The sequence below is a fragment of the Mesorhizobium sp. BR1-1-6 genome (assembly GCF_020165355.1).
In the GTDB taxonomy this organism is placed as follows: Bacteria; Pseudomonadota; Alphaproteobacteria; order Rhizobiales; family Rhizobiaceae; genus Mesorhizobium.
Map to the genome: position 1 here is coordinate 158,544 of NZ_JAIUHZ010000010.1, position 20,864 is coordinate 179,407.

The window sequence follows — 20,864 nt, forward strand, 5'->3', positions numbered from 1 at the left end:
CCTGGCGGCGAATGAAGAGAGCCATCTCGCTGATGCTCTAGTGTGCCCGGCAAAGACATGTCAACCGGCATGCGCGGACCGCACGTTTCCCGGCAGCCGACGCCGGGCAGGGTGGCGTCACAATCTTGCCCGGTTCCGGCCACAATCGATTAATAGCGTGATAAACAATTCCTGCGCACAAAGGACAGGGGTTCGAGGCGTCGTTGGTCTTAGTCAGGTAAGCTTTGGCTCCTGCGACGTTCAAGCCGCGGCGTTTTTGGTCGAGACTGTAGGGGACATCAGGAAATGCAAACTACGGCGCGCCCGCGTCTACGCCGTGCTTGCGCTTTCGCGCTATTCACCATGTCGGCAGCCTTGCTTGCCGCCTGCGCGTCGCAGCCTGAACCAAAAGGGATGGTCCACAAGAGGACCCGTTCCAAGGAATATTTCGCCGAAACCGAATATGGCGTGAAGGCCAGCCCTCGCGTCGCCTTCATGCGGCGTGGCGGCGGCCGCGACCAGCTCGGAAAACCCTACCAGGTTCGCGGCAAGTGGTACTATCCGAAGGAAGACAAGCACTATGCCAAGGTCGGCCTGGCGTCGTGGTACGGCGATGCCTTTCATGGACGGCTGACCGCCAACGGCGAAGTCTACGACATGAGCCATCTGACGGCGGCGCACCCGACCATGCCTCTGCCGAGCTACGCCCGCGTCACCAATCTCAAGACCGGCAGTTCGGTCATCGTGCGCGTCAATGATCGCGGTCCCTACCACCAGGGCCGCATCATCGATGTCTCGGAACGCGCCGCCCAGATGCTCGACTATGCCAATGTCGGCACGGCCGAGGTGAAGGTGGAATATGTTGGCCGCGCGCCGCTCGACGGCAATGACGACCAGTATCTGATGGCCTCCTACCATCCAGGCAACAGGATACCGGATCCGTCGGACGGCCTGCCGACCGGCGTCATGGTGGCCATGAACGGACCGTCGCCCAGCCTGCCGGTGGGTGCTGCCGCCGTGCCGTTTCCGGGTCAGCTGACGAATTCCGATATGATTCCGCAAGGGCAGGTGCCGGCACAATCGCCGGCCTTGGGTGACCTGGCGCTGCCCGACTTCGGTCCGATCGTGCCAGAGCGTCCGGATATCGGCCTGCCGCCGCAATCGCCGTTTTCGGTGGCCTCGCTCTCCTATGCCGACGAGCGCGTGCGGAGCGCCGATGTCTTTGCCGCACTTGACGACGACGGCATGTCGCCCGCCGACATCCTGCGCTCATGGAAGAGCGCCAATCCCCAGGCGCCGTCGCCGGCCTATGTGGCGGCCGGCACCTTTGATGACGCCACCGAGGCAAAACGCGTGGCCGCGGCGCTCGAGCCCTTCGGCAGGATCGAGATCCAGCGGTCCGAATTCGACGGCAAGGACTGGTATGCGGTGAACCTCTATCCGGACGGCCATGGCGGCGTCGACGATCTGCTGCAGGCGGCCTGGTCGCACGGTGCGCCGGACGCTCTGGCCGTGCGCAACTGATCTATTTTTCCGGCACGGTTGATCCTGCGGAAAAAACCCTGATAGCCTAGCCGCGCCAGAACCGGCAAACGGGTCGAGATTTCATGCAGTTGCGCGTCTTTCCGCCTTTGGCCGGATTTCTGGGATTGGCCCTGCTGCTGTTTTGTATCGCACCCGCCAGCGCGCAGCTTTTCGAGACCAAGGCAGCCCAGGCCTTCATGATCGACGCCGAGACTGGAACGGTGTTGTTTTCCAAGGACGCCGACAAGCCGATACAGCCGGCCTCGATGGCCAAGCTGATGACGATGGAAGTGGTGTTCAACGCCGTCAAGTCTGGACGCCTGACCCTCGACGACACGTTCGTGGTGAGTGAAAACGCCTGGCGCAAGGGCGGCGCCCCTTCGGGAACGTCGACGATGTTTGCCAAGCTCAAATCGGCGGTCCGGGTCGAGGACCTGATCCAGGGCGTGACGGTGCAGGCGGCCAATGACGGCTGTATCGTGCTGGCCGAAGGCTTGGCCGGGTCCGAGGACAATTTTGCCGCGCAGATGACCGAACGCGCCCGCCAGATCGGCCTGGCCAAATCGACTTTCGTCAATTCGACCGGGCTGCCGGCGGAGGGCCAGCAGACGAGCGTGCGCGAACTGGCAATGCTGGCTTTGCATCTGTGGCGCGACTATCCGGATCTTTATCGCTACTACGGCCTGAAGGACTTTACCTGGAACAAGATTTCACAGAGGAATCGCAACCCGCTGCTGGCGATGGACATCGGCGCCGACGGCCTGGCGGTCGGCAGCAGTGAGGTGTCCGGTTTCGGCATAGTCGGCTCGGTCGGCCACAATGGCGCGCGGGTGATCGCGGCGATGAGCGGGCTCGCCAGCGACAAGGAACGCGCCGAGGAGGCGCGCAAGCTGCTCGAATGGGGTGCCCGTTCCTTCGAGAAGACGCAAATCTTCGCCAAGGACGAGGTGGTGGGCCAAGCTCAGGTTTTCGGCGGCATTAAAGCCGGCGTGACGCTGAAGGCGAAAGGGCCGATCGCCATCTTCCTGCCGGTAGCCAACCGCGACAAACTGACGGCGAGCATCGTCTATGACGGACCGGTTGCCGCACCTGTGGAGGAGGGGCAGCCGGTAGGCGTGCTGCGGGTCTGGATCGGCGATACGCTGAGCCAGGAGACGCCGCTGTTCGCCGCCGAATCGATCGGCATCGGCACGCTGCCGCAACGCGCCCTCGACGCCGTCAAGGAACTGGCCGTCGGCTGGCTCCGCTAAAGCGCGTCGCGCTGAACCGGATTCACGCGATGCGCTTTAGCGTCTTTGTTTATGCATGTCGTTCTCTCAAAGCCGAGCTCACTTTTGAGCGACTGCGATAACTCCGGCGGCATGGACGTTTCCCCGAACGCGGACTATCTAGAGCGCTAGAATCCATTCAAATAAGGGATAAAGGCCTTTCGATTGGCACGCGGATTTTTCATCACCTTCGAAGGCGGCGAAGGAGCAGGCAAGTCGACGCAGATCGAGCGGCTGGCGGGAAAGATGCGCGCCAAGAAATACGACGTCCTCGTCACCCGCGAGCCCGGCGGCTCGCCGGGCGCGGAAGCGGTCCGGCATGTGCTGCTTTCGGGCGCCGCCGAGCCGTTCGGGCCGAAGATGGAAGCGCTGCTTTTCGCGGCGGCGCGCTCCGACCATGTCGAGCAGGTCATCCGCCCGGCGGTCGAGCGCGGCTCCATTGTCCTATGCGACCGCTTCCTGGATTCCTCGCGCGTCTACCAGGGCGTCACCGGCGGCCTCGACCCGGTGTTCATGGAGACGCTGGAGCAGGTCGCCATCAACGGCATGATGCCCGACATGACGCTGATCTTCGACATCGATCCCACGGAAGGCCTGAGACGCGCAACAGTGCGTCGCGGCGCCGGCGCCGGCCCCGACCGCTTCGAAAAGGAAACGCTTGCCATCCACCAGGCGCGCCGCGAGGCATTCCTGGCGATCGCCGCGGCCGAGCCGGAGCGCTGCGTCGTGATCGACGCATCCGCCGCTCCCGATGCGGTAGAAAATGTCGTCACCGCCACGGTGTTCGCGGCACTGGAGGCGAGGGCGCCCATGCGCAACAGACAGACCGCACCCGCATGATCTTCGAACGCATCGCGCCGGAACAGCATGACACGCTGGACGGCGTCCCCGAACCGTCCGAAACGCCACGCCTGGTCGGGCACGGGCAGGCCGCCGCCATGCTCGCCGCCGCCTATCGCGCTGGAAAGCTGCCGCACGCGCTGATCTTCGCCGGACCGCTCGGCATCGGCAAGGCGACGCTCGCCTTCCATCTGGCGCATCACCTCCTGAAGCATCCGGCCTTCGAGCAGGCGCCGGAGACGCTCGCCGTTCCCGATCCGGCGTCCTCGCTGTTTCGCCAGATCGCCACCGGCGCGCATCCCGGCGTGCTGCATCTGACCCGTCCGCTGAACGACAAGACCAAGAACTTCAAGACGGTCGTCACCGTCGACGAGATCCGCAAGGTCAATCGCTTTCTGTCGCTGACTTCGCATGACGGCAGCTACCGGGTGGTGATCGTCGATCCGGCCGATGACATGAACACCAATGCAGCCAATGCCTTGCTGAAGAATCTCGAGGAGCCGCCGGCGCGAACGCTGTTCATCCTCATCGTCCATGCAGCGGGCAGCCTGTTGCCGACGATCCGCTCGCGCTGCCAATTGGTTCGGCTGTCGCCGCTCGATGCCGACGAGCTGATGGCGGTGCTGGAAACTGCCGAGCCGCCTCCGCCGGACGATCCGGCCGCGCGGACAGCCCTTGCCGCGCGGGCAGGGGGCAGCGCCCGCAATGCGATCCTCCTGACGCAGTATGGCGGGTTGGAGATCGCCGAAACGCTGGACGCCCTGGTGAGCGCCGGCAAGAGCGACATCGCCGGCGCCTATCGCCTTGCCGAAGTGGTGGCCGGGCGCGACCAGGCGATCCAGTTCGATATCTTCAACCGCCGCGCGCTCGACCTGTTGTCCGATGCGGCGAGCCGGGCGGCGCTGGCCGGCGATCTCGCACGAGCCAAAACGCTTTCGGACACTTGGCATGAGGCGCTGGACGCTATATCTGAGACTGACACCTACAATCTCGACAAGAAGCAGCACGCCTTGACCATGATCGACCGCCTGAAGTCTGCAATGCGAATGTGATGGTTCCCTCGGGATGGCAATCGCCACCCCGATGCGATATCCACCGCCACGCCTTCCATTCAGACATTCATGACGGTTCATTCATGTCACGCGATACATTCTACATCACGACCGCGATCTCTTACCCCAATGGCAAGCCGCATATCGGCCATGCCTACGAATTGATCGCCACCGATGCGCTGGCCCGCTTTCAGCGGCTCGACGGCAAGCAGGTCTTCTTTCTCACCGGCACCGACGAACACGGCATCAAGATGCTGCAGACGGCGAAGAAGGAAGACATTTCTGCGCGCGAACTGGCCGACCGCAATTCGGCTGAGTTCAAGCGCATGGCGACCGTGCTCAACGCCTCCAACGACGATTTCATCCGCACCACCGAAGAGCGGCACTACGCGGCCTCTCAGGCGATCTGGAAGGCGATGGCCGCCAATGGAGACATCTACAAGGGCGGCTATGCCGGCTGGTACTCGGTGCGTGACGAAGCTTATTACGGCGAGGAGGAAACCGAGGTTTGTCCCGACAATATCCGCTATGGCCCGCAAGGAACGCCGGTCGAATGGGTCGAGGAGGAAAGCTATTTCTTCCGGCTTTCGGCCTATCAGGACAAACTGCTGGCGCTCTACGAGGGCCAGCCGGATTTCATCGGCCCGGCCGAGCGGCGCAACGAAGTGATGAGCTTCGTCAGATCGGGACTGAAAGACCTGTCGATCTCGCGCACGACGTTCGACTGGGGCGTGCCGGTGCCCGGCGACGAAAAGCACGTGATGTATGTCTGGGTCGACGCGCTGACAAACTACATTACCGGCGTCGGCTATCCCGATGAAAACGCAGATAATTGGAAATTCTGGCCGGCCGATGCGCACATCATCGGCAAGGACATCGTGCGTTTCCACGCCGTCTACTGGCCGGCCTTCCTGATGTCGGCAGGCATTCCGCTGCCGAAGCGCGTCTTTGGCCACGGCTTCCTGTTCAACCGCGGCGAGAAGATGTCGAAATCGGTCGGCAACGTCATCGACCCCTTCACCATGATAGAGCATTACGGGCTCGACCAGGTGCGCTATTTCTTCCTGCGCGAGGTGCCGTTCGGCCAGGACGGCAGCTACAGCCACGAAGCGATCGTCAACCGCACCAATGCCGACCTTGCCAACGGCGTCGGCAATCTGGCGCAGCGCTCGCTGTCGATGATCGCCAAGAACTGCGGCGGCGTGGTGCCGACGCGCGGCGAGCTGACGGATGCCGACAAGGCAATCCTCGATCAGGCGGCGGCCGCTCTTGCCGCCGCGCGCAAGGCAATGGCCGAGCAGGGCATCCATCTGGCGCTGGCGTCGATCTTCGGCGTGGTGGCCGAAGCCGACCGGTATTTCGCCGGACAGGAACCCTGGGCACTGAAGAAGACCAACCCCGAGCGCATGCAAACGGTGCTGTGGACAACGGCCGAGGTGGTCCGGCGCGTGGCGATTCTGTGCCAACCCTTTATTCCAGGATCGGCCGCGAAGCTGCTTGACCTGCTGGCGGTGCCGGCAGACGAGCGCAATTTCGTGCATCTCCACGCCGACCATGCGCTTATGCCGGGCAGAGCGTTGCCTGTGCCAGAAGGCGTGTTTCCGCGTTATGTCGATCAGCCGGAAGCGAACGGCTGATGCTCGTCGACAGCCACTGCCATCTGGATTTTCCGGACTTCGCCGAGGAACGGGCGGCCGTCGTCGCCCGTGCCCTGGCCGCCGGGATCGGCCGCATGGTAACCATTTCGACGCGCGTGAAGCGATTTCAGCAAATACTTGAAATCGCAGATGCTTTCGACGAAGTGTACTGCTCCGTCGGAACCCATCCGCACAATGCGGCCGAAGAGCTTGACGTGACGACGGCGGATCTCGTGCGCCTGTCCGCCCATCCCAAGGTGGTGGCGATCGGCGAAGCCGGGCTCGACTATTTCTATGACAAAGCGCCCCGCGATGCGCAGGCGCAGGGTTTGCGCAACCACATCGCCGCCGCCCGCGAGACGCGCCTGCCGCTGGTCATCCATTCGCGCGATGCCGACGACGACATGGCTCATATTCTGGAGGAGGAAACGGGGAAGGGCGCCTTCCCGTTTATCCTGCACTGTTTTTCGTCGGGACGCAGGCTGGCCGAGGTTGGCGTCTCGCTGGGCGGCTATGTTTCGTTTTCCGGCATCCTGACCTTCAAGAATTCGCCCGAAATACGCGCCATAGCCGCCGACCTGCCGCACGACCGGCTGCTGGTGGAGACCGATGCGCCATATCTCGCGCCGATCCCATTTCGCGGCAAGCGTAATGAACCCGCCTATGTCGCGCACACGGCCAGGGTTCTGGCCGAGACGATCGGCGTCAGCGAAGGTGAACTCGCAGCTTTGACGACCGATAATTTCTTCCGGCTGTTCGGCAAGATGCCGCGCCCCGCCGAGCAAAGCGCCTGAACGATGACAGACCGGCTGCGCCTCACCATTCTCGGCTGCGGCTCGTCACCGGGCACGCCGCGCATCACCGGCGACTGGGGCAATTGCGATCCGCAAAATCCGAAAAATCGGCGCATGCGCACGGCAGCCCTTGTGGAGCGGATTGCCGAGAGCGGCGCCCGCACCACCGTCGTCATCGACACAGGACCGGATTTCCGCCAGCAGATGCTGATGGCCTCGGTCAAGCGCATCGACGCCATCATCTACACCCATCCACATGCCGACCACATCCACGGCATCGACGACCTGCGCGGCTTCGTGCTCGACCAGCGGCAGCGGATCGATATCCATGCCGATCAGCCAACGATGCTGCGGCTGCGCCAGGCCTTCGGCTACTGTTTCGAGACGCCGCCAGGCAGTTCCTATCCGCCGATCGTCGACGCCCATATCATCGATCACGCAAAGCCCGTCGTGATCGAAGGCGAGGGCGGTGCCCTCACCCTCGAGCCGCTGCCGCAGGTCCATGGCGACATCATATCGCTCGGCTTCCGTATCGGCGGACTAGCCTATTGCCCCGACATCAGCGATTTTCCGGCTGCCACTGCCGAACGGCTGCGTAATCTCGATGTCCTGATCATCGACGCGCTGCAGTACAGGACGCACCCGAGCCATCTGTCGCTTGGCGAGGCGCTTGAGTGGATCGAGCGGCTGGCCCCGAAACAGGCTGTGCTGACCCATATGCATGGGCCGCTGGACTACGCTACCGTGATGGCTGAGACTCCGGCAAATGTCGAGCCGGCATTTGATGGCATGGCGCTTGAAATTCCTTATAGATCAGACGGATAGAATATTCTCTTCATAGCTGATGGCACTGATCGCCTGGCAGCGAGCCGCCGATACAGGTCCGATGTCGAGATCTTGCACCTGGGATCGCCACACGGCCGTCGCCAGTTCGCTGTCGCTTCAAGATTGCAAAATGCCAAAAGAGGATTGCATTGTCAGGCCGGTGGATGCTCGTCGATCTGCATTGCAGGCCTGACAGGCAGTCTATGTGATGGCTTCCTAAAATATACATTGAGAGCAAGAGGCGCTAACCTTTGCCCGTTAGTTGGAAAGGAGAGGCCCGATGATTCGCGAACTCGTACTTACAGTGACGCTTCTTACTCCTATCGCTGCCACAGCGCAGGAATTGCCAACCGTCCCTTACTTGCCGCTTGAGCGGGCAACCAAGGCAGCACAAGCCGCGCTGGAGGCCTGCGCTGCCGAAGGCAGCAATGTCAGCGTCGCCATCGTGGCGCGGAGCGGCGCGACGCAAGTGCTGCTCAAGGCCGATAATTCCGGCGCACACACCGCATCCAGCGCCGAAGGCAAGGCCTTCACCGCGGCAGCCTTGGGTCGCGACACTGCGGGGCTCGCCGAATTCATAGCCTCCAAGCCGGCAAATGACGGCATGCGTGACATGGATCCTCGCATGGTGATCCAGGCTGGCGGCTTGCCGGTCAAGTTCGGCGATGCCCTGGTGGCCGGCATTGGCGTCGGCGGTGCTCCTTCGGGCGATATCGACGCCAAATGCGCCGCCGCCGGGCTCAAGGCGATCGGCGCCGCCGAGTAAACTTGCCTAGGATGTGCCAACGCAGCCCGCCAAAGGCGGGCTGCTCCGTTGAACGGGGTTCAGTGAACCTGTCTCCACACCCGAACCGGCCGACGTGCAAGATCGCATTCGCCGGCAACCGACGGCCGATTCTGAGACCGGATCTGGAAGCTTAGTTCCATAATCTATCTTATGCAACTTTCGGCAAGGTAGGAATGTCGCTCCTGCTTGTGCGCAGCCAATCTCCCCACCTCAACTCTCCTGACACGGTTTTTGGTGCCCGTTCTGCTAAACTGGTGAATTGGAATGAACGCTTTGCAGATCACGGGCCACATGGCAGCCGCTTCGTCACCGCCCGCGAGGGCGTCGAAGCTGCAGCAATGGCTGTCGTCGGCTACCTGCGTAGCCGCTCTCTGTGTTCGTCAAGAATGCGCTCAATGGTCCGGACTCGGTCCTGCCGACGGTTGAGACCTCTGCGTGCTTTGCCGCGAGCGTGCCGCTCATAGATTTCCCGGCTCGCCTGGAGCTGCTCGATATAGACCTTATCGGGCTTCCCATTCTCAAGGCGGTCGAACACCCAGCAGAACGGCGCCGGGAGCTGGCCTTCGCGATAGCGCGGGCTTGCCGAGGCCTGATCTTCGTCGAGGATTTCCTGCAGCACGACCTGATCCCAGACTTCCGGGTTTTCATCGCTGCGCTTCTTCCACAAGGCGAGGATCTCGCGAGCAGCCGGCGTATCGTTGATGAGGATGGTTCCAGCCATCAGCCGGCCACTTTCGCGATAGACCGCGATGTCGCAATCAAAACCGGCGAGCTCCGGCCAGGGATCATGATGGAAGACCGTGTCGACGTCCACATACAGCAGCGGTCCCTGAAGCCTCCTACGCATATTGACAAGGAATGTCGGCTTCAGGCTCGCGTTGCGCACCCAGGATCCAGCGTCGGCGAATGGCCGGGCTTGGACAGAAAGGCCAAGACGCCACGCTGACGCGGTCATGCGAGCGGCTTCTGTCTCATAGAAGGAGTTGATCGTAAAGAACGCCACGATTTCACCGGCCTTGTCCGGGTTGCCGGACGGCTGTGGGTTTATCGGGAAGGGAGCGAGCATTTCCCGGTGCCTGTGTTTGGTGGCCCGGAACAAATCAAGAATGTGGGTGAGCAACGCGAAGCCTTATTAGGATATGAATATTTAGACGCCAAGCATATAGCAATAAGTCCGAATAGCCTCGCAATGCGATAAAGTCATCGGTAGCGGCGCAGAAAACATTGGGCCACAACCATTTTGTTGACGAGGGGCGCCAGCTGGGCCGAGGCCGCGGTCTGGAACTCCTGTCCTTGCGCTCAACCAGATCATTTCGCCGGCCATGATGCAGCCGTAAGGATCCACCTGGTCGATGACCTCGGCGAGTTCGTGCTTTGGATCTGGCGACGCGCTGCTGGTTTGCCCCCGGCTTCTCGAGGCAACCTCCCTACCCCAGAACTTTCAATGAGCTCCGCTCGCTCTGGTTGCAGCATTCGGCCTACCGTTGCCAGAAGGGCTTTGCCAGCTCTGCCTCGACCTGTCGTCTCGTCAATCCGATGTCGTCGATCAGATGGGGATTGTCCTTCGACATTCGCTCAAGCTCCCAGCGAAAGCGTATCCGCTCGCGCCAGGTCCGATCGTGCCAGGCCGCGACAATGCTTCGCAGGGTCGCCAAGTACCGACGCGACGCTTCCGCCAGCACTACAGGCATTCTCGGCCGCACGGTCGGACACCGCGTCCATGCAAGAGTATCGTTCATGGCAACCTCCTATGGTTTGAGGGTGGGTCCTCGACTTGGGACCTCGACCTGAAAGAGGTTGAATTGTGCCGGATGCGAACAGTGCCGTAATTAAGCTCTCCCAAATAGTTCTCAAAATTTCCAAACGGGCTATAGATGCGCCTTATGCAGGGATCGCGCTTTGCCTTCGGTCCGTTCGTGCTTGATCCGGATGCGGGAACGCTGCTTCGGAACGATGATCCTGTTGCCGTCGGCTACCGCGGGCTGAAGCTGTTGGCGGCGCTCGTCGGGCGGCCTGGCGAAATCCTCGACAAGGCCAAGCTGATGGATGCGGCGTGGCCGGGTACGGCCGTCGAGGAAGGCAATCTCACCGTCCAGATCGCGCAGCTGCGCAAGCTGCTTGGTCCGTCCGCCGACGGCGGTGAATGGATCACCACTGTTCCGCGCGTCGGCTACCGCTTCACGGGGATCGTCGAACCCCTCGATGGCGCGAACCGAAAAGCTTTGCCGCTGCCCGACAAACCGTCGATAGCCGTGCTCCCCTTCGTCAATCTCAGCAACGACCCCGAACAGGAGCCCTTCGCCGACGGATTGACCGAAGACCTGATCACCGACCTGTCCAGGGCCTCGGGTCTGTTCGTCATCGCGCGCAATTCGACCTTCGCCTACAAGGGAAAGGCGGCGGACGTGCGCGAGATCGCCCGGGAGCTTGGCGTGCGCTACCTCCTGGAGGGCAGCGCAAGACGCGCCGCGGGGCGCGTGCGCATCAACGCCCAGCTGGTCGACGCGGCGAGCGGCGATCACCTGTGGGCGGAACGCTTCGATCGCGGCCTGGACGATATCTTTGCCGTTCAGGACGAGGTGACGGCCAAGATCGTGGAGGCGCTGCTTGGCCGGCTGCGCGCGCCGCCGCCGCGCAATCGGCCCAAGACTCTCGAGGCCTACGATCTGTGCGTGCGGGCGCGCAAGCTGATCGACGATTCGCCGCAGACCGCGCGGGAGGCGCATCTGATGCTGACGCGCGCGGTCGCGCTCGATCCGGACTATGCCGAGGCCTATCGCTGGCTTGCCATGAACCACTGGATGGGATGGGTGCATTGGGGCGAACCGGTGGAACCGAACCGCCGTATTGCCCTGGAGCTGGCGCGCAAGGCGGTGGCAATCGATCCCAACGACGCCGGCTGCCGCTGGGTGCTCGGCAACCTGCTTGCCTATGAGCGCGACTTCGCCGAAGCGGATGCCGAGTTCGCCAGGGCGTTCGAGCTCGACCCCAACGAGGCCGATGCCTGGGCGACACTGTCTGACATCTCCGTGCTGGCCGGGCGGGTCGAGGAAGGACTCGAACAGATCCGCAAGGCGTTCCGGCTCAACCCGTTTCCGGCAAGCTGGTACTATCTGACGCTCGGCGCGGCGCAATATGCGGCGCGCGACTACAAAGCCGCCGTCAAGACACTGCGCCGGGACGAGACTTACCGCACCAGCTCACGCCGCTTCCTGGCGGCCAGCCTCGCGCAGCTCGGCCGGCTCGACGAGGCGCGCGCGGAAGTCGAACTGTTCCTCGTCGGCAATCCGCATTTCACCACCAGCCATTGGGTCTGGACGGAGCCCTTCCGCGATCCGGCGATGCTCGACCATTTCGTCGATGGCTTCCGCAAGGCCGGCCTTCCGGATTGAAGCGCCGCCGGTCCCTTGGTCATGGCGCCTTCCCGCCGTTCGTGCCGCCTACTCTTCGAACCGACCCGTGGCGTCACGATCGCGCTCATATCGTCTCGTGAGCGGAAACGGCGGCAACCAGGTTTCGCGACGGACGATCCAGCTTTCGTACGTTGGCGTCAGTTGGTCCGGGGCATCCAGGGATCCCAGGTTCACTTCGATTTCGTCGGCGGTGCGACCAAAAATGGTCGAGCCGCAACGGGGACAGAAGAACCGCCCGGCGTAGTCACGGGTTTCGCCATCGATCGTCACCGCATCCTGAGGGAAAATCGCGGAAGCATGAAAAAGCGCCCCGTGATGCTTGCGGCAGTCGAGACAGTGACAAAGGCCCACCCGGTATGGGCGTCCAGTCGCCACAATTCGGACGTTGCCGCACAGGCAACCGCCGGTGAATCGGTCCATGCTGCATTCCTCCAAATCAAGCGAGCTGGATGTTTACGAACAACTCCACCATCCATGAACGCGACGCCAGCCTTTCAGCTAATGCGTCTGCGGTTGAAGTTCGATCCGATAGCCGAGCACGCGCCTTCCGGCCGGCTCGATCAGCATCACTGCTGGCTTGTCGGCGAATTCGCCATCGAAATCCACCGGGCTGGCGAGGCCGTGCCAGGGTTCGATGCAGAGGAATGGCGCGCCGCCCGGCTTTGACCAGACGCCCAATTCCCGGAATCCGTTCCAATGCATCTCGATCGCCGGACCACGATCGGCACCGTAACGCACAGCGGTGCTGGAAGGCTGGTCCAGGATCAAGGCATCCTCGTCAAACAGCCGATCCGACAAAGCGAGAATGTTGCCCTCGATGGGCGTCGGCTGCCTTGCCGCCAGCAGTAACCCGTCCTTGAGACGGCGGATCGGCGCATGCTCGGGCTTTGCAAAGGTCAGGCGGTAGGCCTCCTTGGGCAGGTCCGGCAGCAGCGGCCAGTTGAATGCCGGGTGCGCCCCGATCGACGCCGGTAGCGGCTCGTCGCCGGTGTTGGTGATCTCGAACGTGACGCCAAGCTGCCGGCCGTCGAGAGTGTAGGTTACCGCCAGACGGAAGGCGAAGGGGTAGTGCGTTCGGGTCTCCGCGTCGTCGGTGAGCACCAGCATGCAGGACCGAGAACCCCTCTCCGCCCAGGCAAACGACTTATCGCGGGCGAAGCCGTGCTGCGTCATCGGATAGGTCTGGCCGCGATGGCGCAGTTGGTCGCCCTTCAGCCGGCCGACGATCGGAAACAACACCGGGGAATGACGGCGCCAGGCCGGTCCGGCCTGCCACACAAGCTCCAGCCCATCCGCATCCCGCAGCGAGACCAGTTCGGCCCCCTGCCCGACTATAACGGCCGAGATGTCGTCGCCATGAAGTGTCTGGCTGTCCTGTGCCATATGTTCTCGCGGTTTGTCTTTGCTTGGCCGGCAGGCTAGCAAATGGCCAGGCGTGAACTCAAGGCGGCGGTTTGCATTGCGTTTCACACAGTCACGATGAACGTGCGATGGCACAAGCGGGCAAGGCGCCGTCTCAAATGAAGAGTGGCCGGAGATTTCCCTCCGGCCACGGCAAGATGCAGGGTGTTGCCTGCTACAGTTCGGACTATTCCCGCTCGCCGGTGAAGTTCAGCAACAGCTGGAAGATGTTGACGAAGTTGAGGTAGAGCGAGAAGGCGCCGAAAACGGCCAGCTTCTGCCGCGACTCCGCGTCGAAGTTCTCCGCATACTGTTCCTTGATCGACTGCGTGTCCCAGGCAGTCAGGCCGATGAACACGGCGATGCCGATCACCGAGATGGCGAACTGCAAAGCGGTCGAGCCGAGAAAGATGTTGACGATGCTGGCAATCACCACGCCGATCAGGCCCATGATCAGAAAGGACGAGAACTGGGTCAGGTCACGCCGGGTCGTGTAGCCGTAGAGGCTGGTGGCGCCGAACATGGTGGCGGCGATGAAGAAGGTGCGTGCGATGCTGGTTCCGGTGAAAACCAGGAAGACCGAGGCCAGCGACAGACCCATGACCGCACAGAAGGCCCAGAACATCGCCTGCGCGCTTGCCGCCGACATCGTCTGCATCTTGAACGAGAACAGCAGGACGAAGGCGAGCGGCGCCAGCATCACCACCCATTTCAGCGGGCTGGAAAAGATTGGCACGTAGAGCGCGGGCGTCGACGACACCATGAACGCGATGAGGCCGGTGACCACGAGGCCGAGGCCCATATAGTTGTAGACGCGCAGCATGTGCTGGCGCAGGCCCTCGTCGTAGAGGGCGCCGCTTTGGGCGCCGGTGCCGACGCGGTATCCCAGGTTGGGCGTGTTCATTTGCATTCTCCTTTGTGAACGGATCAGTAAAGCGTTCTCGCAAGGGTCTCGGCGGCGCGGTCGAGGTCGCGGACCTGGCTTTGCGCGACCACCGCATAAGCGACCTCGCCGATCTGGAAATAGGCCGAGGAAATGTCGCCCGAGGGCGCGACGGTCGGCTTGATCACGTCGAAGGTTCCCGGCCGTATCGCGAACAGCGACACCAGGCCCATCTCCTTGGTCTCGACCGCCATCTCGACGCTGGGGCCGAAGCGCGATGGATAGACCTGCACGTCGCGGACCTTCCAGTCCTTGGGCAAGGACGGCATGACGATGGCCGTCGCCGCGCGGATTTCGCCGGCATTGTAGTTTGGCGCCTCGGCCTGCGAAGACATGCTTTCGCGCACAAGGGTCGTCCTGTGCGCGCGCACCGCCTCGTCGACATAGGCGGGCGGCTGCGGCGAGGCGACGACCCTGGTCACAGACATCGGCCCGACGATGCCGTTAGCCAGCCAGCCGGCAGCGACGAAAGCGGCCACCGCCGCGGCACGTTGCAAGACGCCGAAGATGCGGCCCCGGGCAAGTCCCCTCTCCAGGCGCCGCGCGGCATCGGTCGTCACCGGCCTCGCCATGCCTGATCCGGCCAGCGCCACGCGCAGTTCGTCCCGCATCCTGAGATCCGACATCACACGCGCGGCCTCTTCCGGCCGGGCGGAGAGGAAGGCCTCGACTTCGATACGGCGCGAGACGTCGAGCTGATCGTCGACATAGGCGTCGAGATCAGCGTCCGTCACGGGGTCGATAGTTCCTGTCATGACGGGCCTCCAACAATCCTGAGGTGATTTTTCGCCTTCGTCGGAGCCCCCTCCTCCATCTTCCGAAGCGCGGCGCGCGCCCTACCGATGCGCGACATCAGTGTTCCGAGTGGCACGCCGCTGGCATCGGCCGCCTGGCTGTAGGAAAGGCCCTCAATGGCGACGAGATGCAGGGCCGAGCGCTGTTCTTCGGGCAGGCTGAAAAAAGCATCGCGCACCTGGCCCAGGCGCACCGAATGCTCCTGCGGCGCCGGCGCGCTGCCATCCGCAAGGTATCCAGCCTGTTCGATGCGCGCTGCTTCAGAGCGTCGCGAGCGCATGCGGTCGACGAACGTGTTGTGGACGATGGACAGCAGCCAGGCGCGCAAATTTCCGCCCGAGCGGAAGGTGCCGCGCCGCTCATAGGCGCGCACAAGAGCGTCATGCACGAGATCCTCGGCATCGGCACCGTCGCGCGTCAGCGAGCGCGCGTAACGCCTGAGCGAACCGAGTTGTCCGACGATATCGAAGCGTGGCATCGAGCGTTTCATGCCCTGTTTACGGAACATGTGGGGGTTTTAATCCCGGCCCTGCAGATTTTTTCGCGAAACGCCGCAGATATGCAGCCGCGGAGGTAGCTCGCAGCGATGCCAGGCCATGCGATTCAGGCTGGCGCAAGTTAAAACCGCTGGTGCAAGGGGTTCGATTTGCGTATCACTCCGCCGCGCCAACGGAACCATGCAGATGTTTGAAAACCTTCAGCCGGCTGCCGCCGACAAGATCCTTGCCCTGATCGGCCTCTATCGTGCCGATCCTCGACCCGACAAGGTCGACCTCGGTGTCGGCGTCTACAAGGATCGCGACGGCAAGACGCCGGTCATGCGGGCCGTGCGCGAGGCGGAGAAGCGGCTGCTGCAGGGTCAGGACACCAAGACTTATCTCGGCCTCGCCGGCGACACCGGGTTCAATACCGTGATGGCCAGGCTCGCCTTCGGTGCGGACGCAGACATGACGCGGATCCGTGCCGCGCAGGCGCCGGGCGGCTCCGGCGCGTTGCGGCTGGTGGCCGAGCTTTTGAAGCGAACCCGCGCCGATGCGACGGTCTGGTTGTCCGATCCCACCTGGCCGAACCACATGCCAGTGATGCGCGCCGCCGGGCTGCAAATCCGTGAATATCCCTATTTCGACGCGACATCGGGCGCCGTTCGCTTCGACGACATGCTGGCAGCACTGCGCACGGCGAAGGGCGGCGACGTGGTGCTGCTGCATGGCTGCTGCCACAACCCGACCGGCGCCAATCTGGACATCGCGCAGTGGGCCGCTGTCACCGATCTCGTCGTCGAGCGCGGCCTGCTGCCGTTTGTCGACATTGCCTATCAGGGCTTTGGCGATGGCCTCGAGGCCGATGCCGGCGGACTGCGGCTGCTGGCCGAAAAAGTTCCGGAAATGGTCGTCGCGTCCAGCTGCTCGAAGAACTTCGCCGTCTACCGCGACCGTGTCGGCGCGGCGATGATCCTGGCCAGGGACAGCGCGCAGGCCGACGTGGCGCTGGGCCAGATGCTGTCGGCGGCTCGTGCCATGTATTCGATGCCGCCGGACCACGGCGCGGCGGCAGTGCGCATCGTGCTCGAGGACGCGGTCTTGCGCGCGGACTGGGAAGCCGAGCTCGAGGAGATGCGCCTGCGCATGCTCAGGCTTCGGGTGCAATTCGCCGAGGCGCTGCGCCGGCAGTCCAATTCCGACCGCTTCGATTTCGTCGCCAGCCATCGCGGCATGTTTTCCCGGCTTGGGCTCACGGAAGCGCAGGTCGAACGGCTGCGCGCGGAATATGGCGTCTACATGGTCGGCGACAGCCGCATCAATGTCGCCGGCCTGCCGGAAGACGGCATGGACAAGCTCGCCAAGGCGATCGTTTCCGTGCTCGACTGACCGGACTTGTTCGGCGCAACTGTGGACAAGCCCGCTTCGCTCGCCGACAGCATTGGCCGCGCGGCGGACCGCGCGATAGCATCCGCCGCATGAAGCCATCGAAAGACATTTCGCGCCTGATCGAAATCATGGCGGCGCTGCGTGCGCCAAAGACCGGCTGTCCCTGGGATATCGAACAGGATTTCTCGACCATCGCGCCTTACACGATCGAGGAGGCCTATGAGGTGGCCGACGCCATCGCGCGCGGCGATCTCGACGATCTGCGCGAGGAACTCGGCGATCTCCTTTTGCAGGTCGTGTACCACGCGCGGATGGCTGAGGAAGCCGGCGAGTTCGCTTTCGGCGACGTGGTCCAGGCCATCACCACGAAGATGATCCGCCGCCATCCACACGTCTTCGGCGACGAACAGGCCCGCAGTGCCGGCATGGCCAAGGGCATGTGGGAGAAGATCAAGGCACAAGAGAAGGCCGAGAAGCGTAGCGCCCGTCTCGCGCGCGGACTCGACCCGGAAGACAACGGCAAGGGGTTTCTGGACAGCGTGCCGGTCGCCCTGCCCGCACTGACGCGGGCATTGAAGCTTCAGGAGAAGGCCGCCCGCGTCGGTTTCGACTGGAGCGAGGCAGCCCCCATCCTCGACAAGATCGAGGAAGAGATCCGCGAATTGCGCGAGGCGCTGGCCAAAGGCCAAACCGCGGAGATCAAGGATGAATTCGGCGATATGCTGTTTGCCGTCGTGAATCTCGGCCGTCACCTGAAGCTCGATTCGGAAGCAGCGCTAAGCGGCACCAACGAGAAATTCCGTTCGCGCTTCCACTATGTCGAGCAGGCCCTGGAGAATTCCGGCAGCTCGCTGGAAAAGGCTGATCTGGACGAAATGGAAGCGCTCTGGCAGGAAGCGAAGAGCGCGAAATAACTGGCGTTAGCCGTTATTCTTGCGACGCAATCTGCTTTCGATCTCTTCGCGGGCACTTTGCGTGGCCTTGAGGGAGATGGTGGCGCTGCCGTCGTCATTGTCGGTTCGCGAAACGACATCGCCATTGCGGTAAAGCCAGTCGACAAGGCCGAACTGCGCCGGCCCGATCGTCACCGTCAGATCTTCAAGCTCGCCGGACATGCGTGTCTCGATGATCGCGTTCAGCGCGTCGATGCCTTCGCCCGTGACAGCCGATATGGCGACGGGAGGCGCCTTGGCATCCGTACTCTCGGCAAGCAGCCGTGCGCGATTGCCTTCATCGAGCAGGTCGACCTTGTTCCAGACCTCGATGACCCGCTTGGTATCGCCGGCGTCGACGCCGAGATCGGCCAGGATGCGCTCGACGTCCTCGGCCTGGGCGGATGTGTCAGGATCGGAGATGTCGCGCAAATGGATGATGAGATCCGCCTCGACCACCTCTTCAAGCGTGGCGCGGAAAGCCGCGATGAGATGCGTCGGCAGGTCCGAGATGAAGCCGACCGTGTCCGAGAGGATGATCGGCGTGCCGTGCGGCAGCCGCACGCGGCGCAGCGTCGGATCGAGCGTGGCGAACAGCATGTCCTGCGCCAGCACCCCTGCCCCGGTCAGCTTGTTGAATAGCGTCGATTTTCCGGCATTGGTGTAGCCGACGATGGCCACCACCGGAAACGGCACCTTCTTGCGCTTGGCACGATGCAGGTCGCGGGTGCGGCGCACCGTCTCCAACTCGTGCTTCAGCTTGACGATCTTGTCCTGCAGGACGCGCCGGTCCGATTCGATCTGGGTTTCGCCGGGGCCGCCGAGGAAGCCGGCGCCGCCGCGCTGGCGCTCGAGGTGGGTCCAGCTGCGCACCAGCCGGCCCTTCTGGTAGTTGAGATGGGCAAGCTCGACCTGCAGCGTGCCTTCCTTGGTGCGGGCGCGCTCGCCGAAGATCTCGAGGATCAGCCCGGTGCGGTCCAGCACCTTGGCGTTGAATTCCTTCTCGAGGTTGCGCTGCTGCACCGGCGTCAGCGGATGATCGACGATGACCACCTCCGCATGCCCTTCCTTGACGATCTCCGCCAACTCCTCGACCTTGCCGCTGCCGAGCAAGGTCGCCGGACGTGGATCGTTGACGGTAACCACGGCCGTGTGGATCAGATCGAGATCGATGGCGCGGGCAAGACCGACCGCCTCGTCGTGACGGGCCTCGGCTGAGCGCGTCAGCCGCGGACGGTTGGTGTCGTCCTCGCCGCGCGGCTGGCGGGTAAGCACCGGCACGATGACAACTGCCCGGGTCGGACCCTCGGCCTCCGTCCCCGGCTGATGTGCTGATTTTCCGCGAACGCTGCGGTCCGGGTCCTTCTCACGTGCCAATCAGGCGCCCTGGCTTTCCTCGCCATCGAACATCTGAACCGGCTGGCTCGGCATGATCGTGGAAATGGCGTGCTTGTAGACGAGCTGGGAGTGGCCGTCGCGGCGCAGCAGGACGCAGAAATTGTCGAATGAAGTGACGACGCCGGTCAGCTTCACGCCGTTGATGAGAAAGATGGTGAGCGGGTTCTTGCTCTTGCGAACAGAGTTCAGGAACAGGTCCTGAAGGTTTTGCGATCGTTCCGCCATTGTTCTTGTCTTTCGCCGATCCCCTTCGGTTTGCAGGCCAATGCGCCAAATTAACCAGCACATGTCAAGCGCACAAACACCGTCTTGTCGTCAGTAACGACAAGCAGAACGAGATATATTGATGTTCATTCCACCTGTGCGGTTATCAGGCTGGACTTTTTTCCGCAATGTCAAAAAAGGCTTGCCGCAACGAAAGTGTTATCGAGCCGGGGTGGCCGTTGGCGATCGGATCGCCGTCTATGGCCACGACCGGCATGGCAATCGTGGTCGCGGAACTGATGAAAGCCTCCCTCGCCGCCTTGGCCTCGGCGACGGAAAAGCCGCGTTCCTCGATCTTGAGTCCGAGCTTGGCCGCCACCTCAAACATGGTGGTGCGGGTTATGCCGCGAAGAATGCCGTGCTCAGCCGGCCTGGTGACCAGAACGCCGTCCCTGGTGACGATCCAGGCATTCGACGACCCGCCTTCCTTGACGTTGCCGTCCGTATCCACGAACCAGGCTTCCTGCGCGCCAGCTTCCTTGGCCTTCTGCTTGGCCAACACATTGGGCAGCAGGCCGGTGCTCTTGATGTCGACGCGATCCCAGCGATTCTCAGGCACGGTGATGACGGCGATACCGGTCTCGGCCCGCTTGGCTCCAGCAGCGGGATCCAGCTTCCTGGCGGTGATCACCAGCGACGGCCTGGTATCAGCCGAGGGGAAGGCGAAGTCTCGGCTGGCGACGCCGCGTGTGACCTGAACGTAAACCAGGCCGTTGACGACATGGTTGCGATTGACCACTTCGCGCATGATGAGCGGCAGGACGCCTGGGGTGACCGGCCAGCCGATCGACAGCTCGCTCAGCGAACGGTTCAGCCGGGCGAGGTGACGCGGCATGTCCACGATGAAGCCGCGCGCCACTTCGCAGACCTCGTAAACGCCGTCGGCGAACTGGTAGCCACGGTCTTCGATATGCACAGCGGCATCAGCATGAGCGGTGTAGCGCCCGTTCACATAGGCAATACGCGGCATTTGTCACCTCGGGGGATCTGCTTCGGCTTGTTTAAGCGATTCCGCCTCAACAGTGATGGATAATCGCGTGGGCCACTGAAGCAACTCCAGAAAGCGTGTAACGGTTTTCCGGCCGGAACTGCTTGAGCAAGGTATCGAACCGGGCCGGCAATGCATCAAACGCCGAACCGCTCA

At 62.9% G+C, this 20,864-nt stretch carries 21 protein-coding genes; 11 read left to right on the top strand and 10 right to left on the bottom strand.

Annotated features, from left to right (window positions below; all coding sequences use genetic code 11):
• Window positions 1–285 precede the first annotated feature (285 nt).
• From LB545_RS20095 to LB545_RS20130, 8 genes are all read left to right on the top strand, one after another.
• Window positions 286–1,503 (top strand): septal ring lytic transglycosylase RlpA family protein, encoded by a 1,218-nt coding sequence (locus LB545_RS20095; protein ID WP_224705708.1) that lies wholly within the window; start codon window positions 286–288, stop codon window positions 1,501–1,503.
• A gap of 83 nt (window positions 1,504–1,586) precedes the next feature.
• On the top strand, window positions 1,587–2,753 hold the full coding sequence (locus LB545_RS20100; RefSeq protein ID WP_224705709.1) for a D-alanyl-D-alanine carboxypeptidase family protein: 1,167 nt from the start codon (window positions 1,587–1,589) through the stop codon (window positions 2,751–2,753).
• Window positions 2,754–2,936: 183 nt separating this feature from the next.
• Window positions 2,937–3,611 carry a dTMP kinase gene (gene tmk, locus LB545_RS20105; protein WP_140561191.1) on the top strand — a complete coding sequence of 225 codons (675 nt, stop codon included), beginning with the start codon at window positions 2,937–2,939 and terminating at the stop codon, window positions 3,609–3,611.
• Complete coding sequence (locus tag LB545_RS20110; protein WP_140632745.1) at window positions 3,608–4,663, top strand: DNA polymerase III subunit delta'; 1,056 nt, start codon at window positions 3,608–3,610, stop codon at window positions 4,661–4,663. The genes tmk and LB545_RS20110 overlap by 4 nt, the downstream gene beginning before the upstream one ends.
• 83 nt (window positions 4,664–4,746) lie before the next feature.
• Window positions 4,747–6,300 carry a methionine--tRNA ligase gene (gene metG, locus LB545_RS20115; RefSeq protein WP_224705710.1) on the top strand — a complete coding sequence of 518 codons (1,554 nt, stop codon included), beginning with the start codon at window positions 4,747–4,749 and terminating at the stop codon, window positions 6,298–6,300.
• Window positions 6,300–7,094, top strand: a complete 795-nt coding sequence (locus LB545_RS20120; RefSeq protein WP_224705711.1) for a TatD family hydrolase — start codon at window positions 6,300–6,302, stop codon at window positions 7,092–7,094. Before metG ends, LB545_RS20120 begins: the two co-directional genes overlap by 1 nt.
• 3 nt (window positions 7,095–7,097) lie before the next feature.
• Window positions 7,098–7,919, top strand: coding sequence for an MBL fold metallo-hydrolase (locus LB545_RS20125; protein WP_140584699.1), 822 nt, complete (start codon window positions 7,098–7,100; stop codon window positions 7,917–7,919).
• A 280-nt stretch (window positions 7,920–8,199) separates the two neighbouring features.
• Window positions 8,200–8,685, top strand: coding sequence for a GlcG/HbpS family heme-binding protein (locus LB545_RS20130; RefSeq protein ID WP_140584697.1), 486 nt, complete (start codon window positions 8,200–8,202; stop codon window positions 8,683–8,685).
• Window positions 8,686–9,058: 373 nt separating this feature from the next.
• On the opposite strand, the gene LB545_RS20135 is transcribed toward LB545_RS20130, so the two are convergent.
• Together LB545_RS20135 and LB545_RS20140 are read right to left on the bottom strand one after the other, a co-directional pair.
• A complete protein-coding gene (locus LB545_RS20135) occupies window positions 9,059–9,826 on the bottom strand; it encodes a putative nucleotide-diphospho-sugar transferase (protein ID WP_210239466.1) in 768 nt (255 codons plus the stop codon).
• A gap of 358 nt (window positions 9,827–10,184) precedes the next feature.
• Window positions 10,185–10,445, bottom strand: coding sequence for a DUF1127 domain-containing protein (locus LB545_RS20140; protein ID WP_181167320.1), 261 nt, complete (start codon window positions 10,443–10,445; stop codon window positions 10,185–10,187).
• A gap of 135 nt (window positions 10,446–10,580) precedes the next feature.
• Here LB545_RS20140 and LB545_RS20145 point away from each other — a divergent pair, with 135 nt between their 5' ends.
• Window positions 10,581–12,098: a winged helix-turn-helix domain-containing tetratricopeptide repeat protein gene (locus LB545_RS20145; RefSeq protein ID WP_181168655.1), complete on the top strand. Its 1,518-nt coding sequence runs from the start codon at window positions 10,581–10,583 to the stop codon at window positions 12,096–12,098.
• A 48-nt stretch (window positions 12,099–12,146) separates the two neighbouring features.
• Here LB545_RS20145 and LB545_RS20150 read toward each other — a convergent pair whose 3' ends face one another.
• From LB545_RS20150 to LB545_RS20170, 5 genes are all read right to left on the bottom strand, one after another.
• Entirely contained in the window at window positions 12,147–12,539 is a 393-nt protein-coding gene (locus LB545_RS20150; protein ID WP_140498579.1) for a GFA family protein, read from the bottom strand.
• Window positions 12,540–12,617: 78 nt separating this feature from the next.
• Window positions 12,618–13,502 (bottom strand): aldose 1-epimerase family protein, encoded by an 885-nt coding sequence (locus LB545_RS20155; RefSeq protein ID WP_140525180.1) that lies wholly within the window; start codon window positions 13,500–13,502, stop codon window positions 12,618–12,620.
• A gap of 205 nt (window positions 13,503–13,707) precedes the next feature.
• Window positions 13,708–14,424: a Bax inhibitor-1/YccA family protein gene (locus LB545_RS20160; protein ID WP_140525179.1), complete on the bottom strand. Its 717-nt coding sequence runs from the start codon at window positions 14,422–14,424 to the stop codon at window positions 13,708–13,710.
• Between the two features lie 23 nt (window positions 14,425–14,447).
• Complete coding sequence (locus tag LB545_RS20165) at window positions 14,448–15,218, bottom strand: anti-sigma factor family protein (RefSeq protein WP_140525178.1); 771 nt, start codon at window positions 15,216–15,218, stop codon at window positions 14,448–14,450.
• On the bottom strand, window positions 15,215–15,748 hold the full coding sequence (locus LB545_RS20170) for a sigma-70 family RNA polymerase sigma factor (RefSeq protein WP_411969497.1): 534 nt from the start codon (window positions 15,746–15,748) through the stop codon (window positions 15,215–15,217). Before LB545_RS20170 ends, LB545_RS20165 begins: the two co-directional genes overlap by 4 nt.
• Before the next feature lie 193 nt (window positions 15,749–15,941).
• Here LB545_RS20170 and LB545_RS20175 point away from each other — a divergent pair, with 193 nt between their 5' ends.
• Together LB545_RS20175 and mazG are read left to right on the top strand one after the other, a co-directional pair.
• Window positions 15,942–17,126: an aromatic amino acid transaminase gene (locus tag LB545_RS20175; RefSeq protein ID WP_140498574.1), complete on the top strand. Its 1,185-nt coding sequence runs from the start codon at window positions 15,942–15,944 to the stop codon at window positions 17,124–17,126.
• 89 nt (window positions 17,127–17,215) lie between these two features.
• Window positions 17,216–18,040 (top strand): nucleoside triphosphate pyrophosphohydrolase, encoded by an 825-nt coding sequence (mazG, locus tag LB545_RS20180; RefSeq protein ID WP_224705712.1) that lies wholly within the window; start codon window positions 17,216–17,218, stop codon window positions 18,038–18,040.
• A gap of 6 nt (window positions 18,041–18,046) precedes the next feature.
• On the opposite strand, the gene hflX is transcribed toward mazG, so the two are convergent.
• The 3 genes from hflX to LB545_RS20195 form a co-directional block, all read right to left on the bottom strand.
• On the bottom strand, window positions 18,047–19,435 hold the full coding sequence (gene hflX, locus LB545_RS20185; RefSeq protein WP_140498572.1) for a GTPase HflX: 1,389 nt from the start codon (window positions 19,433–19,435) through the stop codon (window positions 18,047–18,049).
• Complete coding sequence (hfq, locus tag LB545_RS20190; protein WP_006202172.1) at window positions 19,436–19,681, bottom strand: RNA chaperone Hfq; 246 nt, start codon at window positions 19,679–19,681, stop codon at window positions 19,436–19,438.
• 145 nt (window positions 19,682–19,826) lie between these two features.
• Window positions 19,827–20,690 carry a D-amino-acid transaminase gene (locus tag LB545_RS20195; protein ID WP_140557242.1) on the bottom strand — a complete coding sequence of 288 codons (864 nt, stop codon included), beginning with the start codon at window positions 20,688–20,690 and terminating at the stop codon, window positions 19,827–19,829.
• Between the last annotated feature and the right edge of the window lie 174 nt (window positions 20,691–20,864).

What these genes read in the sequence shown, in the direction of transcription:
- LB545_RS20095 (WP_224705708.1), top strand. Translation starts at nt 286, where the DNA reads ATGCAAACTACGGCGCGCCCGCGTCTACGCCGTGCTTGCGCTTTCGCG.
- LB545_RS20100 (WP_224705709.1), top strand. Translation starts at nt 1,587, where the DNA reads ATGCAGTTGCGCGTCTTTCCGCCTTTGGCCGGATTTCTGGGATTGGCC.
- LB545_RS20110 (WP_140632745.1), top strand. Translation starts at nt 3,608, where the DNA reads ATGATCTTCGAACGCATCGCGCCGGAACAGCATGACACGCTGGACGGC.
- metG (WP_224705710.1), top strand. Translation starts at nt 4,747, where the DNA reads ATGTCACGCGATACATTCTACATCACGACCGCGATCTCTTACCCCAAT.
- LB545_RS20120 (WP_224705711.1), top strand. Translation starts at nt 6,300, where the DNA reads ATGCTCGTCGACAGCCACTGCCATCTGGATTTTCCGGACTTCGCCGAG.
- LB545_RS20125 (WP_140584699.1), top strand. Translation starts at nt 7,098, where the DNA reads ATGACAGACCGGCTGCGCCTCACCATTCTCGGCTGCGGCTCGTCACCG.
- LB545_RS20130 (WP_140584697.1), top strand. Translation starts at nt 8,200, where the DNA reads ATGATTCGCGAACTCGTACTTACAGTGACGCTTCTTACTCCTATCGCT.
- LB545_RS20140 (WP_181167320.1), bottom strand. Translation starts at nt 10,445, where the DNA reads ATGAACGATACTCTTGCATGGACGCGGTGTCCGACCGTGCGGCCGAGA.
- LB545_RS20145 (WP_181168655.1), top strand. Translation starts at nt 10,581, where the DNA reads ATGCGCCTTATGCAGGGATCGCGCTTTGCCTTCGGTCCGTTCGTGCTT.
- LB545_RS20150 (WP_140498579.1), bottom strand. Translation starts at nt 12,539, where the DNA reads ATGGACCGATTCACCGGCGGTTGCCTGTGCGGCAACGTCCGAATTGTG.
- LB545_RS20155 (WP_140525180.1), bottom strand. Translation starts at nt 13,502, where the DNA reads ATGGCACAGGACAGCCAGACACTTCATGGCGACGACATCTCGGCCGTT.
- LB545_RS20160 (WP_140525179.1), bottom strand. Translation starts at nt 14,424, where the DNA reads ATGAACACGCCCAACCTGGGATACCGCGTCGGCACCGGCGCCCAAAGC.
- LB545_RS20165 (WP_140525178.1), bottom strand. Translation starts at nt 15,218, where the DNA reads ATGACAGGAACTATCGACCCCGTGACGGACGCTGATCTCGACGCCTAT.
- LB545_RS20170 (WP_411969497.1), bottom strand. Translation starts at nt 15,748, where the DNA reads ATGAAACGCTCGATGCCACGCTTCGATATCGTCGGACAACTCGGTTCG.
- LB545_RS20175 (WP_140498574.1), top strand. Translation starts at nt 15,942, where the DNA reads ATGTTTGAAAACCTTCAGCCGGCTGCCGCCGACAAGATCCTTGCCCTG.
- mazG (WP_224705712.1), top strand. Translation starts at nt 17,216, where the DNA reads ATGAAGCCATCGAAAGACATTTCGCGCCTGATCGAAATCATGGCGGCG.
- hfq (WP_006202172.1), bottom strand. Translation starts at nt 19,681, where the DNA reads ATGGCGGAACGATCGCAAAACCTTCAGGACCTGTTCCTGAACTCTGTT.
- LB545_RS20195 (WP_140557242.1), bottom strand. Translation starts at nt 20,690, where the DNA reads ATGCCGCGTATTGCCTATGTGAACGGGCGCTACACCGCTCATGCTGAT.